At 65.7% G+C, this 14,274-nt stretch carries 12 protein-coding genes; 5 read left to right on the forward strand and 7 right to left on the reverse strand.

Annotated features, from left to right (window positions below):
• Positions 1-163: 163 nt before the first annotated feature.
• From FJ423_RS29915 to FJ423_RS29930, 4 genes are all read right to left on the reverse strand, one after another.
• Positions 164-1,114: a carbohydrate ABC transporter permease gene (locus FJ423_RS29915; RefSeq protein ID WP_140544069.1), complete on the reverse strand. Its 951-nt coding sequence runs from the start codon at positions 1,112-1,114 to the stop codon at positions 164-166.
• A complete protein-coding gene (locus tag FJ423_RS29920; protein ID WP_140846721.1) occupies positions 1,111-2,058 on the reverse strand; it encodes a sugar ABC transporter permease in 948 nt (315 codons plus the stop codon). Before FJ423_RS29920 ends, FJ423_RS29915 begins: the two co-directional genes overlap by 4 nt.
• Positions 2,059-2,165: 107 nt before the next feature.
• Complete coding sequence (locus FJ423_RS29925) at positions 2,166-3,497, reverse strand: ABC transporter substrate-binding protein (protein WP_041001246.1); 1,332 nt, start codon at positions 3,495-3,497, stop codon at positions 2,166-2,168.
• A gap of 235 nt (positions 3,498-3,732) precedes the next feature.
• Entirely contained in the window at positions 3,733-4,431 is a 699-nt protein-coding gene (locus FJ423_RS29930) for a PIG-L deacetylase family protein (protein WP_140846461.1), read from the reverse strand.
• A 23-nt stretch (positions 4,432-4,454) separates the two neighbouring features.
• Between FJ423_RS29930 and FJ423_RS29935 the strand changes: the two genes are divergently transcribed.
• The 5 genes from FJ423_RS29935 (at position 4,455) to nhaA (ending at position 11,663) form a co-directional block, all read left to right on the forward strand.
• The gene (locus tag FJ423_RS29935) at positions 4,455-5,345 is read left to right on the forward strand and encodes a DMT family transporter (protein WP_095766126.1); all 891 of its coding nucleotides are present in this window, start codon (positions 4,455-4,457) and stop codon (positions 5,343-5,345) included.
• 55 nt (positions 5,346-5,400) lie between these two features.
• A complete protein-coding gene (gene hrpB / locus FJ423_RS29940) occupies positions 5,401-7,863 on the forward strand; it encodes an ATP-dependent helicase HrpB (RefSeq protein ID WP_140846462.1) in 2,463 nt (820 codons plus the stop codon).
• A 101-nt stretch (positions 7,864-7,964) separates the two neighbouring features.
• Entirely contained in the window at positions 7,965-9,290 is a 1,326-nt protein-coding gene (locus tag FJ423_RS29945; RefSeq protein ID WP_176476965.1) for an ActS/PrrB/RegB family redox-sensitive histidine kinase, read from the forward strand.
• A 293-nt stretch (positions 9,291-9,583) separates the two neighbouring features.
• Positions 9,584-10,147 carry an ActR/PrrA/RegA family redox response regulator transcription factor gene (locus tag FJ423_RS29950; protein ID WP_040993706.1) on the forward strand — a complete coding sequence of 188 codons (564 nt, stop codon included), beginning with the start codon at positions 9,584-9,586 and terminating at the stop codon, positions 10,145-10,147.
• A 325-nt stretch (positions 10,148-10,472) separates the two neighbouring features.
• Positions 10,473-11,663, forward strand: coding sequence for a Na+/H+ antiporter NhaA (nhaA, locus tag FJ423_RS29955; RefSeq protein WP_140846463.1), 1,191 nt, complete (start codon positions 10,473-10,475; stop codon positions 11,661-11,663).
• Here nhaA and FJ423_RS29960 read toward each other — a convergent pair.
• The 3 genes from FJ423_RS29960 to FJ423_RS29970 form a co-directional block, all read right to left on the reverse strand.
• Positions 11,660-12,703, reverse strand: a complete 1,044-nt coding sequence (locus FJ423_RS29960; protein WP_140846464.1) for an RNA polymerase subunit sigma-70 — start codon at positions 12,701-12,703, stop codon at positions 11,660-11,662. The two genes, nhaA and FJ423_RS29960, sit on opposite strands and share 4 nt — an antisense overlap.
• Before the next feature lie 41 nt (positions 12,704-12,744).
• Positions 12,745-13,491, reverse strand: a complete 747-nt coding sequence (locus tag FJ423_RS29965; RefSeq protein WP_140846465.1) for an SDR family NAD(P)-dependent oxidoreductase — start codon at positions 13,489-13,491, stop codon at positions 12,745-12,747.
• Positions 13,492-13,671: 180 nt separating this feature from the next.
• Positions 13,672-14,172: an MmcB family DNA repair protein gene (locus FJ423_RS29970; RefSeq protein ID WP_181174949.1), complete on the reverse strand. Its 501-nt coding sequence runs from the start codon at positions 14,170-14,172 to the stop codon at positions 13,672-13,674.
• Between the last annotated feature and the right edge of the window lie 102 nt (positions 14,173-14,274).

The following is a 14,274-nucleotide window of genomic DNA, read 5'->3' on the forward strand; positions in this document are numbered from 1 at the left end:
CCCCCACTCCGTCGCTGCTTCGCAGCGCCACCTCTCCCCCCTCCGGAGGGAGAGGAAGGGAGCCTGGCTGAATGAAGTTCGCGCCCTTCCTCTACCCCGTCGATCGGGGGAGAGGTGTCGAGCGAAGCTCGACGGAGTGGGGGTCGACTTATTCCCACACTAGTCATTTGCGCACCGCGCCGAAGGTGATGCCGCGCAAGAGTTGCTTGCGGAGCAGGATGGTGAAGACGAGGATCGGCACCAGGAAGATGGTCGTGCCGGCGGCAACCGCCGGCCAGTCCTGGCCGCCCTCGCCGATGATGGTCGGGATGAAGGGCGGCGCGGTCTGCGCGGTGCCGGAAGTGAGCAGCGCTGCGAACGCATATTCGTTCCAGGCAAAGATCAGGCAGAAGATGGCGGTCGCGGCGATGCCGGTCGTCGCCTGCGGCAGCACGGTGCGCCAGAAGGCCTGCAGCCTGGTGTAGCCGTCGATCATCGCGGCCTCTTCATATTCGCGCGGGATCTCGTCGATGAAGCCCTTCAAGAGCCACACAGCCAGCGAGACATTGACCGCGGTGTAGAGCAGGATCATGCCGAGCGCGGTGTCGGAGAGGCCGAGCTCGCGATACATAAGGTAGATCGGGATCGCCACCGCGATCGGCGGCATGAAACGCGTCGACAGGATGAAGAACAAAAGGTCGTCGGCCAGAGGCACCTTGAAGCGCGAGAAGCCATAGGCCGAGAGCGTGCCGAGGAACACCGCGCAGAAGGTCGAGCCGAAGGCGATGATCAGCGAATTGACGAAGCGCGGCAGGAAGTTCGACGGCCCGGCGATCACCATGTTGCGCTTGCGCACGGTCTCGTCGCAGAAGCCGGTCGCCGGTCCGAGCGACTTGATGTAGTCCGGCGTCTGCCTTGTGCGGGTCGTGAACAGGTTGCAATAGCCCTCGATGCTCGGCTGGAAGACGATCTTCGGCGGATAGGCGATCGAATCAGGCGGCGTCTTGAAGCTGGTGGCGAAGATCCACAGCAGCGGCACGATCGAGATCAGCGCATAGGCTATGATGATCGTGCCGGCGATCAGCTTCGCGTTCGACGAGGGTGCTACGACGGAATGGGCGGTGGTCAGGCTCATCTCTGCTTCACCTTGTTGAGCGCCTTGACGTAGATGTTGGCGAGGCCGAACACGGCCACGAACAGGATGATGGCGAAGGCCGAGGAATAACCGGTGCGCCAGCTCTCGAAGGCCTGCCGCTTCAGCGTGATCGAGGCGACCTCCGTGGTCGAGCCGGGTCCGCCGCCGGTGAGCAGGTTGACCATGTCGAACATCTTGAAGTTCTCGATGCCGCGAAACAGCACCGCCAGCATGATGAAGGGCAGGGCCATCGGCAGCGTGATCGACCAGAATTGCCGCCAGTTGGAGGCGCGGTCGACCTCGGCCGCCTCATAGATGTATTCGGGGATCGAGCGCAGGCCGGCGAGGCAGATCAGCATCACGTAAGGCGTCCACATCCAGGTGTCGACTATGATGATCGCCCACGGCGCCAGCTCGACATTGGACAGCATCTGCACATTCGTCGGCGGAATGCCGGTGACGAATGAGACGACATAGGAAAACAGCCCGATCTGCGGCTCGTAGAGGAAGCGCCAGAAATTGCCGACCACCGCCGGCGACAGCATCATCGGCACCAGGATGATGGTGGTCCAGAAGGCGTGGCCGCGGAATTTTCGGTCGATCAGCCAGGCCAGCGTGAAGCCGATCACCGTCTGCAGAAGGATCGTCCAGAACACGAAATGCGCCGTCGTCTGCATGGCGATCCAGATGTCCTGATCGCCGAGGATGCGCCGGTAATTGGCGAGCCCCAGATTCTTCACCACCTCGTTCGGCCGGTTGGCGCGGAAATTGGTGAAGGAGAGATAGATCGCCCAGAACAGCGGGAAGATGTTGATGGCCAACAGCAAAAGGATCGTCGGCGAGATGAACAGCCAGGCGAGGCCCTTGTCGCTGATGCCCCGGATCTTCTTGGCCAACGGCTCCGGTGTGGCCCGGGCAACGTTGTCCGCAGTCCGATCGAGCATGGTAAGTCCTGCTTCGGTCACGGGTAAGTCTCGACTGTGGAATTTATCTGAACTGCGTCCCGTGCCAAGGGCGGCACGGGACGCTGCGGTTGGGCTCGGGAGGAGCCTTACATCTTGCCGTCGTCCTGGAAGACCTGCGTCCAGTCCTTGACCAGCCCGTCCAGCGCGTCCTTGGCCGAGCCCTGGCCGGCCACGACATAGTCGTGGAAGCGCTTCTGCGAGGCCTGCAGCAGCGGCGCGTAGCTGGGTTCCGCCCAGAAGTCCTTCACGATTGCCATCGAGTCGAGGAAGGCCTGCGCATAGGGCTGGCTGGACGGGAACTTCGGGTCCTTGACCACGGAGTTCAGGCAGGAATAGCCGCCGAGCGACCACCACTTGGCCTGCACATCCTTGTTGGCGAACCACTTGATGTATTTCAGCGCCGATTCCTGCTTGTCGGAATAGGAGACCACCGAAATGCCCTGGCCGCCGAGCTGCGCGAACTGGTCGCCGTCGGGACCCTTCGGATTGACGAAGTAACCGATCTTGTCGCCGCCGACATTCTCGTCCTTCTGCAGACCGGGCCAGGTGAAGGCGAAGTTCATGTGCATCGCCACCTGGCCGGATTTGAAGGCGTCGACACCTTCGCCCATGTAGCTGTTGGAAGCGCCGGGCGGCGTGCAGCAGTCGTAGAGCGCCTTGTAGAATTCCAGCCCCTTCACCGATTTCTCGGAGTTGACGAAGCCTTCCATCTCGTAGGGCTTCTTCGGGTTCTCATATTGGAAGCCGTAGCTGTAGAGCACGTCCATGGCGCCCATGGTGATGCCTTCCGAGCCGCGCTCGGTGTAGATCGAGGCGCCGTAGACGGTCTTGCCGTCGATCTGCCGCTTCTGGAAGAATTCGGCGATCTGCTTCAGCTGGTCGAAGGTGGTCGGCGGGGCGAGGTCCCAGCCATACTTCTCCTTGAATTCCTTCTGCAGCTCGGGCCGGGAGAACCAGTCCTTGCGATAGGTCCAGCCGACGACGTCGCCCATGGCCGGCAGCGCCCAGTAGTTCGGCGTGTTCTTCGGCCATTCCGAATAGCCGACCACGGTCGCCGGCACGAAGTCGTCCATGCTGATCTTCTCCTTGTCGAAGAAGTCGTTCAGCTTGACGTAATGGCCGTTCTCGGCGGCGCCGCCGATCCACTGGCTGTCGCCGATGATCAGGTCGCAGAGCTTGCCGTGCGAGTTGAGCTCGTTGAGGAAGCGGTCGGCGTAATTGGTCCATGGCACGAATTCGAACTTCATGCCGATGCCGGTTTCCTTGGTGAAGTCCTTGGACAGTTCCACGAGCGCGTTGGCCGGATCCCAGGCCGCCCAGCACAGCGTCAGGTCTTCCGCATGCGCGACGTTCGAGACGGCTGTCGACGCAAAGATCGCCGAGGCCAGTCCCAACGCCAGTTTCAAGGTCGATTTCATGCCTTACCTCCCATTTGCGAAACGCGTCCGGATGACGGTTTCAAGAGCCCTCAACCCTCGCTCCTCCGAGGGGCCCAAACACGGCGGGCGAATGCACTGCCCGATGTTTAGTAATTTGTTTAGTGATGCGCTTTTTACTAAACAACGCAAGCAAATTCGTTGCTGCGCCGCAGCATGGCGAAATGCGTCATTGAAATCATTGGGAAATGATCGCCGGATCTGGGTCCTGCTGACGTCAGCTGACCGCGTTGGCGGGGTCTGGACTGGTCGTCAGCGGCCGGATCGGCGGTGCGGGCGGCAGCAGCGCGCGTATGTCGGCGAAGGGGAAGGTCGGCTCGAAACGGAAGGCCTCGGCCAGTGCGCCGGAGGCGCCGTTGCACTGTCCGGCGCGAAACTCGTTCTGCAGACGCGCCCTGTGCACATAGTGCTCCGGACCTTGCGACTGGTGCGCGAGGATCGCTTTCGCCTTGATGTCCCAATGATGCGAAATCTCGACGTAATGCGTCGGCGAAAAGCCTGTGCCGCCGAGCGTATCGGCATGCAGCACTGGTACCGCGAAGGATGCGGCTAGCCGTACGCCGTCGGACAAGGCGCGGTGGTCGCCATGATAATCGTAGGGCGCATGGGTGATGGCGAGGTCGGGCTTCACCTCGCCGATCAGCGCCTTCAGCGCCGCAATGAGCGCGGCATCGGCGACGAGCTCCCCATCGGGAAAGTCGAGGAAGCGCGGCTCGACGCCGAGCAGGCCTGCCGCCGTGGTCGCTTCCTTGCGCCGCAAGCGGGCAAGCGCCTTGGGGTCGCCCGTGCCGCCCCTGGCGCCGTCCGTGGCTATGGCGAAAGTCAGTTCTGCGCCTTGCGCGGCATAGGCGGCCAGCGTACCGAACATGAATATCTCGATATCGTCGGGATGTGCCCCCAGCGCCAGTATCTTCACGTCTCTCTCCCGGAAATGGAATCGTGCCGAACGGAATCCTGCTCGCCCTTCTCGCCTACGCAAACTATTCGTTCAGCGACGCCGTCATCAAGGGTCTGGGCGGGCAGTTCACCGTCTTCGAGATCGGCTTCTTCATGACCTTGTTTGCCGGCTGTTTCCTCTTCTTCACCCGGCCGAAGGAGGAGCGCTGGCGCGATTTCTGGCGCACCGGGCGGCCCTGGGCCGTGCAGGCACGCGCCTGGGCCGGCATCGCCTCGGGCGTGCTCAGCGTCTATGCCTTCACCACCATTCCGCTGGCGGAGGTTTACGCGCTGCTCTTCCTGGCCCCGTTGCTCGTCACCGTGCTTTCGACCGTCATCCTGAAGGAGGAGGTCGGCCCCTGGCGGTGGCTTGCCGTGGTCGCGGGCTTCGCCGGTGTCATGCTGGTGGTGAGGCCGGGCTTCCGCGAATTGCATCTTGGCCATCTCGCCGCCTTCGCCAATGCCTTCGTCGCGGCAACCATCGTCATCCTGATGCGCTCGCTTGCCCAGCAGGAAAAGCGCACGACCATGCTGGGCTCGCTGATCGGCTATGGCCTGCTCTTCAACGGGGTCGGTGCAGTCGCGACGTCATTTACGCTCCCCAATCTGTGGCAATTGGGCTGGCTGGTCCTGGGCGGCCTGTTCACCGCCGGCGGCCAATTGCTGCATCTCCTGGCGGCCAAATACGCCCCGGCCAATCGCATCGCCCCGACGCATTATTCGCAGATCGTCTGGGCGGTCATCCTCGGCGCGATGTTCTTCAGGGAATATCCCGACGCGATGACGCTGGTCGGCCTTGCAGTCGTCGGCGCCTCAGGCCTCCTCACCATGGTACGCGAGGAAGTGCGGCTTGGCACAGTGCGCTGGAACCCGTTTACGCGTGCCCGGCTTTGACCCGCATGGGCCCGACACGTTGCACGGCGACCGCGACCGCTGATATGCGGGCAAAATGACGACGAAACCCTTGCCGGAGCTTCCGGTCACAGCCGTGCTGCCGGCGCTCGGCGAAGCGCTCTCGCGGCGCAGCAGCGCCGTGCTGGTGGCGCCGCCGGGCGCCGGCAAGACGACGCTGGTACCGCTGGCGCTGCTCGACGCGCCTTGGCTCGGTGAGGGCCGGATCGTGCTGCTCGAGCCGCGGCGGCTCGCCGCCCGCGCCGCCGCCCGCCGCATGGCCGAATTGCTGGGTGAGGAGCCCGGCGGCACGGTGGGCTACGCGATGCGCATGGAGAACCGCGCCTCGGCGCGGACAAAAATCCTGGTCGTCACCGAAGGCGTGCTCTCGCGCATGATCCTCGACGATCCGGAGCTGCCCGGCGTCTCGGCGGTGATCTTCGACGAATTCCACGAGCGTTCGCTCGACGGTGATTACGGTCTGGCGCTGGCGCTCGACGTGCAGGGCGCGCTGCGGCCGGACCTGCGTCTGCTGGTCATGTCGGCGACGCTCGACGGCGCGCGCGTGGCGAAGCTTTTATCGGAGGCGCCGGTGATCGAAAGCGAGGGCCGCGCCTATCCGGTCGAGATCCGCCACGACGAGCGGCCAGCGGGCACGGCGATCGAGGACGCCATGGCCAGGGCCGTGCGCGCCGCTTTGGCCGGCGAGCCGGGCAGCGTGCTTGCCTTCCTGCCCGGACAGCGCGAGATCGAGCGCACCGCCGAGCGGCTCGCGGGCAACGTCGCTGCAGATACCGACATCGTTCCGCTCTATGGCCAGCTCGACAACAGGGCGCAGGACGCGGCGATCAGGCCGGCGCCGGCCGGCCGCCGCAAGGTGGTGCTGGCGACCTCGATCGCCGAGACCTCGATCACCATCGACGGCGTGCGCGTCGTCATCGATTCCGGCCTGTCGCGGCTGCCGCGCTATGAGCCGGCAAGCGGTCTGACCCGCCTGGAAACCGTGCGCGTCAGCAAGGCCTCGGCCGACCAGCGCGCCGGCCGCGCCGGCCGCACTCAAGCCGGCGTGGCGGTGCGCCTGTGGCGGGCCGAGCAGACCGCGTCGCTTCCCGCCTTCACGCCGCCCGAAATCCTCGAGGCCGACCTGTCCGGATTGCTGCTGGACTGCGCCGCCTTCGGTGTCGCCGATCCGTTGAGCCTTTCGTTCCTCGATCCGCCGCCGGCGCCCGCTCTCAACGAGGCGAGGGTGCTGCTCAAGGCGCTGCATGCCATCGACGATGCCGGCAGGTTGACCGAGGCGGGCGCCGCCATGCGCAAGCTGGCGCTGCCGGTGCGGTTGGCGCATATGGTGGCCGAAGCGGCGAAGAGCGGCCACGCGCTCGAAGCGGCGACGCTTGCCGTGCTCTTGACCGAGCGTGGGCTGGGCGGCGACAGCGCCGATCTGGAGCGGCGCCTGATCCGGCTTCGCAGCGAGAAATCCCCCCGCGCCAACGCCGCCAGGCAGCTCGCCGCGCGTTTGGCCGGGCAGGCCGGTGGCCGCCGGGGCGGCGAGACGGCCTCTGCAGGCGCCCTTCTGATCCACGCCTGGCCGGATCGCGTGGCAAGGGCGCGCGGCGAGCGCGGCCGCTTCGTGCTGGCCAACGGCTCAGGCGCCATGGTCGATGCCGCCGATCCGCTCGCCAATGAAACCTGGCTGGTGGTCGCCGACCTGCAGGGCAAGGCGCAGAACGCCCGCATCACCGCCGCCGCTCCGGTCGGCGAAGCCGATATCCGCACCGTCCTTGCCGATCGCATCGAGACGAAGCGTGAGACGAGCTTCGACCGCGAGCGCCGCGCCGTTCGCATGCGCGAGACCGCACGGCTCGGCGCCATCACGCTTTCCGAGCGTATGTTGCCAGCGCCGTCAGGCGCCGACGCAGACCGCGCCATTCTCGACGCCCTGAAAGAGCACGGCCTGTCTCTGCTCGACTGGGGCAAGGAAGCGGAGGCGCTGCGCCAGCGGCTCGGCTGGCTGCATCTCGGCCTCGGCGCGCCCTGGCCCGACGTTTCGGACGAAGCGCTTGTCGAGGGCCTCGATGATTGGCTCCTGCCGTTTCTCTCCGGCGATGCCTCTTTCGCCGCCATCAAGCCGGCGGCGCTGTCGTCGGCGCTGATGGCGCTGGTCCCGCACGACCTGCAGCGCAAGGTCGACGCGCTGGCGCCGACCCATTTCGACGCGCCGTCCGGCAGCCACGTGCCGATCCGCTATGATGGCGAGTGGCCGGTGCTTTCGATCCGCGTGCAGGAACTGTTCGGCCTCGACCGTCATCCGGCGATCGCAAACGGAACCGTTCCGCTGACCCTCGAATTGCTGTCGCCGGCGCACCGGCCGATCCAGACGACGCGCGATCTCCCCGGCTTCTGGCGCGGCTCCTGGACGGATGTGCGCGCCGACATGCGCGGCCGCTATCCAAAGCATGTCTGGCCGGAAAACCCGCTGCTGGCCGCCGCCACCAGCCGCGCCAAACCGCGCGGAACGTAATGCATGTCGCCCAAAAGTGCGCAGCGGTTTTGGGACAACGACATGCATCAGGCAAAGACGATGCTCTATCGTTTCCGCTCCTGCGGCTGTAATCCTTGGCAATGACCAACATCCTGCGCGCGCCCGATTCCCAGCAAAGCCAGCGGCTGCGGCTCAACACGCTGATCCGCCTGCGCTGGCTGGCGATTGTCGGGCAGAGCCTGACCGTGCTGGTCGTCGCCTATGGCCTGAAATTCCCGCTTCCGGTGTCGATGTGCTTTGCGCTGATCGCCTGCTCGGCCTGGATGAATCTGTGGCTCACCTTCCGCTATCCGGCGGCGCATCGGCTCACCCCGCTTTCGGCCTTCGTGATCCTCACCTTCGACGGCGTCCAGCTCACCGGCCTGCTCTACATGACGGGCGGCCTGACCAATCCGTTTTGCGTGCTGCTGTCGGTGCCGGTCGTCATCTCCGCCGCTTCGCTGCCGCTGCGGTTCACGGCCATCCTTGGCGCGTTGGTCATACTGGCGGCCACGCTTCTGGTGTTCTTCCATTTGCCGCTGCCCTGGTATGAGGGCTCGCCGCTGCCGATGCCCTTCATCTATGTCGCCGGCATGTGGATGGCTGTGTTTGCCTCGATCGCCTTCACCGCCATCTATGCCTTCCGCGTCGCTGCGGAAGCGCGCCTGCTCGCCAATGCGCTGGCCGCCACCGAACTGGTGCTGCAGCGCGAGCAGCACCTTTCGGCGCTGGACGGGCTGGCGGCGGCGGCCGCGCACGAGCTGGGCACGCCCTTGGCCACCATCACCGTCGTCGCCAAGGAGATGGAAAAGGCGCTCGGCAAGGATCCGAAATATGGCGAGGATGTGAAGCTCTTGCGCTCACAAAGCGAGCGTTGCCGCGAGATACTGAAGCGGCTGACCAGCCTTTCCTCGGAAGGCGAAGCGCATCTGTCGCGCATGCCGCTCACCTCGCTGGTCGAGGAGGTGACGGCGCCGCATCGCGATTTCGGCATCTCGATCCGGCTGCGGCCCGGCGAGCGCATCGGTCCCGAGCCGGTCGGCCAGCGCAATCCCGGCGTCATCTACGGGCTCGGCAATCTGGTCGAGAATGCCGTCGATTTCGCCCGCAACGCCGTCACCGTCAGCTGGAGCTGGGACGATGAGAAGGTCATCTTCTCCATCACCGACGACGGGCCGGGATTCCCCGCCGAGATCATCGACCGCATCGGCGAGCCCTATATGTCGACGCGCCAGGGCACTGAGGCCGGCGGCGGCCTGGGGCTCGGGCTGTTCATCGCCAAGACCTTGCTGGAGCGTTCCGGCGCCACCATCGATTTCCGCAATTCGAGCGGGCTCGGCGAAGGCGCAGTGGTGCAGATCTCCTGGCCGCGCGGCCTCTTCCTCAACCAGGAACAGGCCTCGGCCACCATGTTCGACAATGCCTAGCGCAATTCCAGAAAGAGTGCGCAGCGGTTGGGCTCGGCAACTTCGCCGCAGCTTTCCGTCCGGAATTGCGAAACGGTGAGAAAGCCTTGCAATTACCGCATGGCAGCTCTGTTGCCGGCTCTAAAAATTGGACATTGCCTTTGCAGGACTGTATCTGCGTAAAAGTGAGGCATGTCGCCTAAAACTGTGCAGCGGCTTGGGGAAGACGATATGCCCGGAAACAGGGATCGGACGGGCCTTCGCCAGGGTAGGTTTCGGCGCGGCGCGCCTCAGGTCAGTGGGATGCCGATAAGATGAGCGGAGACGAAACGACTGGCGCTATGGTCGAGGGCGAGGACACCTCGCTGCTCATCGTCGAGGACGACAAGCCGTTCCTCACCCGGCTTGCCCGCGCCATGGAGACACGGGGGTTCGTGGTCGAGACGGCGGAGAGCGTGGAAGAGGCGGTCGCCAAGGCGCGCGCCCATCCGCCGGCCTATGCGGTTGTCGACATGCGGCTCGGCGACGGCAACGGCCTCGATGTCGTCGCTGCCATCCGCGAGAAGCGCGACGACGCCCGCGCCATCATCCTGACCGGCTACGGCAACATCGCCACCGCGGTGACCGCCGTGAAGCTCGGCGCCGTCGACTATCTTTCCAAGCCCGCAGATGCCGACGACGTCTTCGCCGCGCTCACCCGCACCTCCGGCGAACGTGCGGCGCCCCCGGAAAACCCGATGTCGGCCGACCGCGTGCGCTGGGAGCACATCCAGCGCGTCTACGAAATGTGCGACCGCAACGTCTCCGAGACGGCGCGCCGGTTGAACATGCATCGCCGGACCTTGCAGCGGATACTGGCAAAGCGCGCGCCGCGTTAAACGAGTGTCGTCATCCTAGGCGAAGCAGGAGCGAAGCTCCGTCGCGAAGACCCTAGGATCCATTCCGTGACCCCGGCCGCAGAACGCAGCGGAGCGGAATTCTGCACCGTTGGCACCGCTCAGATGTAACGGAATGGATCCTCGGGTCTGCGCCGCGTCGCTTCGCTCCTGCTTCGCCCGTGGATGACGAAGCGACGGGCGTTTCGGCCAACTGCCGAAGCAGGCGATCTGTCAATGTGAACTCGAACGCTTGCTTCGCCAGCCGGGCTGCGCATCATACGTTATAGGTTCCGGCCGTCAGGTCGGGGCGACGGACGGAGGGACCATGCAAGATAAGCGGCCGAAATCGATCCTGCGTGAATTCCTCGATGGCGAGGCCGCCGGCGGCATCATCCTGATGGTGGCCGCAGCCCTTGCGCTGATCGTCGCCAACTCGCCTTTGGCCGAAACCTATTTCGCCGTCCTGCACGCCTATCTCGGGCCGCTCAGCATCTCGCACTGGATCAATGACGGGCTGATGGCGGTGTTCTTCCTGCTGGTCGGGCTGGAGATCAAGCGCGAGATGCTGGACGGACAGCTCTCGACCTGGCCGCGCCGCGTGCTGCCCGGCATCGCCGCCGCCGGCGGCATGGCGGTGCCGGCGCTGGTCTATGTCTTGATCAACCGCGACAATGCGGCGGCTCTCTCCGGCTGGGCGATCCCCACCGCCACCGACATCGCCTTCGCGCTCGGCGTGCTTTCGCTGCTCGGCAGCCGCGTGCCCGCCTCGCTGAAAGTCTTCCTCACCGCTCTGGCCATCATCGACGATCTCGGCGCCGTCATCATCATCGCGCTGTTCTACACCAGCGGCCTGTCGCTCGCTTATTTGGCGGCCGCCTTCGTCGTCATCGCGCTGCTCGTCGTGCTCAACCGCATACGGGTCATGAAGCTCTGGCCGTATCTCTTGCTTGGCGCATTGCTGTGGGTGCTGGTGCTCAAGTCGGGCGTGCATGCGACGCTCGCCGGCGTGGCGCTGGCGCTCACCATCCCGCTGGTGCGGTCTCCCGGCATCAGCCGTGATCTCGAGCATTCGCCGCTGCATAGGCTGGAACACGGCTTGCACAGGCTGGTGCCCTTCCTCGTCATCCCGATCTTCGGCTTCGCCAATGCCGGCGTCTCGCTCGGCGGCCTGAGCCTTGCAGCCCTTGTCGAGCCGCTGACGCTGGGCGTCGCCGCCGGCCTTGTGCTCGGCAAGCTGGTCGGCGTCTTCGGCTCGTCGGCGCTCGCGATCCGGTTTGGCCTCGCCGACCTGCCGGCCAATGCCGGCTGGCTGCACATGCTGGGCATTTCGCTGCTTTGCGGCATCGGCTTCACCATGAGCCTGTTTATCGGCCTGCTTGCCTTCGCCGGCGACCCGGCGCTGCAGGACGCGGTGAAGGTCGGCATCCTCGCCGGCTCGCTGATTGCCGCCCTCTTGGGCACCGCCATCCTGCTCATGGCGCCGGCGGGCGGCGGAGCGGAAGAAGATCTGAACTAGCCCCGAGGTTCCGGCGGCAGGCCGAAGGCTGAAAACAAAGCGGGGCCGAGCGGCGGGACATAGATCGTCAGCGAGGCGATCTTGTCGCCGGCGGCTTCGAGGACATGCAGCGAATGCGGCTGCCACACGGAATCCTGGCGGCCGAGCGCGTAGACGCCCACGGCCGGTTGGGTGTTGGCGCCGATGGCCACCGCGCGATAGCCGGCAAAATTGCCCCAGACGCTGCCCAGGAAAGCGCCGATCGCCTGATGTCCATGGTACCATTCCCGCCAGGGAGGCATGTGGTAGATGGCGTCCTCGCGCAGCAGCTCGACGAGTCCGTCGAGATTGTCGGCCTGCCAAGCCTGCATGTAGCGTTCGAGCAGCACGCCTTCGTTCGCGTTGGGCCGCGACCGCTGCGGCGGGCGCCCCTGCGGGTAGCGTTCGCCCAGCGTCGCGCGGGCCCGCTGCAAGGCGCTGTTGATCGAGTCGGTCGACCCGCCCAACAATTGCGCGGTCTCGATGGCGGACCATCCGAGCACATCGCAAAGCAGCAAGGCCGCGCGCTGCCTCGGCGGCAACAGCTGGATTGCCGCCACGAAAGCGAGCCGCACCGCCTCGCGGGCCTCATAGCGCGCTTCCGGGCCGGGCCTGTCATCGGCGATGTCGGGCAGCTCGGCGTCCGGATACGGCTCCAGCCAGGCGAGCTCCGTGGCCGGGCCGCCGGTCGCTCTGCCCTCAGAGGCAGGCCGCTCGGGTTGCTCAAGAATGCGCCGCGCCAGCGAGCGTGTCTTGATCGCATTGAGGCAGCTGTTGGTGGCGATCGCGTAGAGCCAGCCGCGCGCCGAGCCGCGTCCGTCGAATTGCGACCGCGCGCGCCACGCCTTTAGGAACGTCTCCTGGACGAGATCGTCCGCCTCGTTGAGCGAGCCCATCATCCGATAGCAATGAAGCTTCAGCGCGCGGCGATGGGCGACGGTCAGGCGCTCGAAGGCCCGCCGGTCGAGGGCCGGCTGGCCTGGCCGGCCCAAAGGCTCGATAGGGCCGGAAGCGTCAGTCATGGGAGCCCGGGGAGCTGAATTCGGCCGCCATCCTGCGCGTCTCATGGCGCCGCCGCAAGGCCGCTGCCGCTTACGGTGAAGGAGCTGCCCTGCGGCTTGCCCGTCGAGAGCTGGATCACAGCCTGTCCGACATCGGCCGGCGTCTGCATGTCGCTCATGCTGGCCAGGAAGTCGGCCGGGCGGATGCCCATATAGGCCGCGATGCCTTCAATGCCGCGATCGCCGACCCCGGTGCCCGGCATGATGCGGGCCGGCGAAAGCGCCATGAAGCGCAGGCCGAGGCCGAGGCGGTCCGATTCCTTCTGGCAATGGCCGGCCAGAAATACCTGCATGCGCTTGGCGCCGGCATAGCCGCCGGAATTCGGCGGACCGCCGCTGAAGGCGGCGCCGCTGGCGATCAGCAGCACACGGGTTCCAGGCTTGAGCCGGCCCTTGAGGGCTTCCCGACAGAACAGGAACGATGCCTTGACGTCCATCTCCCAGTTCGCCGAGAAGGCCTCCCAGCTTTGCTCCTGGATCGGCGCCGAAGGGGCGAGCGCGCCCGCGCAGACCACCAGCACGTCGGGTGCCAGCGCATCGAAAACCGCTTGCGGTGCGCCTTCCGCCGTCGCGTCCGTGCTAAGCGTCCTCAAGCCCGGGCGTTCCCAGGCGAGCTGCTTCAGGTCGGCGGCGCCACGGGCGACCGCGAGCACGGTCGCTCCCGCGCCAAGCGCTGCTTCCACGATCGAGCGGCCGACACCCCGGCTGCCTCCGACGACGACGACATTCTGATTTTGCAACGGTTTCATTTGATCACCTTTTTCCAGGCCGCCGGCCATCCGGACGCGCCTATAGGTGAAGACAATCGGGTTCAGCGGAAATCATCGGTGCGGGAAGAAAATTCTCGCTGGCCTGGCGCAGGGCTGGCCTGAGCCAGGCCTGCGGTCGGACGCCAGCGGTTACGCACCAGCATCCACACACCGCGACGACTACTCGCTCTCGCCATCCAGCGCCGGCACGGCGACGCCGGCAAGCTCGGCCGCCAAGAGCCGCGCGGCGCCCGCGCGGGCAATCCGCAGCATCAGCGCCTTGCGTGTCGCTGCCGCCATGCGGTGCTCGGGCGCATCGCGCAGGATCTCCGCGCCATAGCCGTCGGAAAGGATGAAGCCGCATTCCTCGGGAAAGATGTCAGCCGGAACGCCGGGATGGGTGGCGAAGAAGAAGCGGTCGGAATGCAGCCGGTAGTCCGGCCATTTGCGGTCGACCCTGAAATCCTGGATCGAAGATTTGATCTCGATGATCCAGATATCGCCCTGCCTGGTCAGCGCCACGAGATCGGCGCGCCGCCCGGTGGCCAGGGAAAGCTCCGGCAGCACATGCGCGCCCATTTCGGTGAGCAGCCGCTGCACGCCGCGCCGCACCAGCATAGCGCGCTCCGACTGGCGGCCGTCGATCAACGGGTTAAGGGGAATCGGGGAAACGAGTGGCATGGGAGGCACCATGCCAGATTTTGTTCACGGTTTGAACCCCCTGTCAGGCGGCGATTATGCACTTTACGAACACGCCTTAGAACGTGGGGATGGCGAACCGAT

Source organism: Mesorhizobium sp. B2-8-9, from assembly GCF_006439475.1.
Lineage (GTDB): Bacteria > Pseudomonadota > Alphaproteobacteria > Rhizobiales > Rhizobiaceae > Mesorhizobium.

What these genes read in the sequence shown, in the direction of transcription:
- FJ423_RS29920 (WP_140846721.1), bottom strand. Translation starts at nt 2,058, where the DNA reads ATGCTCGATCGGACTGCGGACAACGTTGCCCGGGCCACACCGGAGCCG.
- nhaA (WP_140846463.1), top strand. Translation starts at nt 10,473, where the DNA reads ATGCAAGATAAGCGGCCGAAATCGATCCTGCGTGAATTCCTCGATGGC.
- FJ423_RS29950 (WP_040993706.1), top strand. Translation starts at nt 9,584, where the DNA reads ATGAGCGGAGACGAAACGACTGGCGCTATGGTCGAGGGCGAGGACACC.
- FJ423_RS29925 (WP_041001246.1), bottom strand. Translation starts at nt 3,497, where the DNA reads ATGAAATCGACCTTGAAACTGGCGTTGGGACTGGCCTCGGCGATCTTT.
- FJ423_RS29915 (WP_140544069.1), bottom strand. Translation starts at nt 1,114, where the DNA reads ATGAGCCTGACCACCGCCCATTCCGTCGTAGCACCCTCGTCGAACGCG.
- FJ423_RS29970 (WP_181174949.1), bottom strand. Translation starts at nt 14,172, where the DNA reads ATGCCACTCGTTTCCCCGATTCCCCTTAACCCGTTGATCGACGGCCGC.
- hrpB (WP_140846462.1), top strand. Translation starts at nt 5,401, where the DNA reads ATGACGACGAAACCCTTGCCGGAGCTTCCGGTCACAGCCGTGCTGCCG.
- FJ423_RS29965 (WP_140846465.1), bottom strand. Translation starts at nt 13,491, where the DNA reads ATGAAACCGTTGCAAAATCAGAATGTCGTCGTCGTCGGAGGCAGCCGG.
- FJ423_RS29960 (WP_140846464.1), bottom strand. Translation starts at nt 12,703, where the DNA reads ATGACTGACGCTTCCGGCCCTATCGAGCCTTTGGGCCGGCCAGGCCAG.
- FJ423_RS29945 (WP_176476965.1), top strand. Translation starts at nt 7,965, where the DNA reads ATGACCAACATCCTGCGCGCGCCCGATTCCCAGCAAAGCCAGCGGCTG.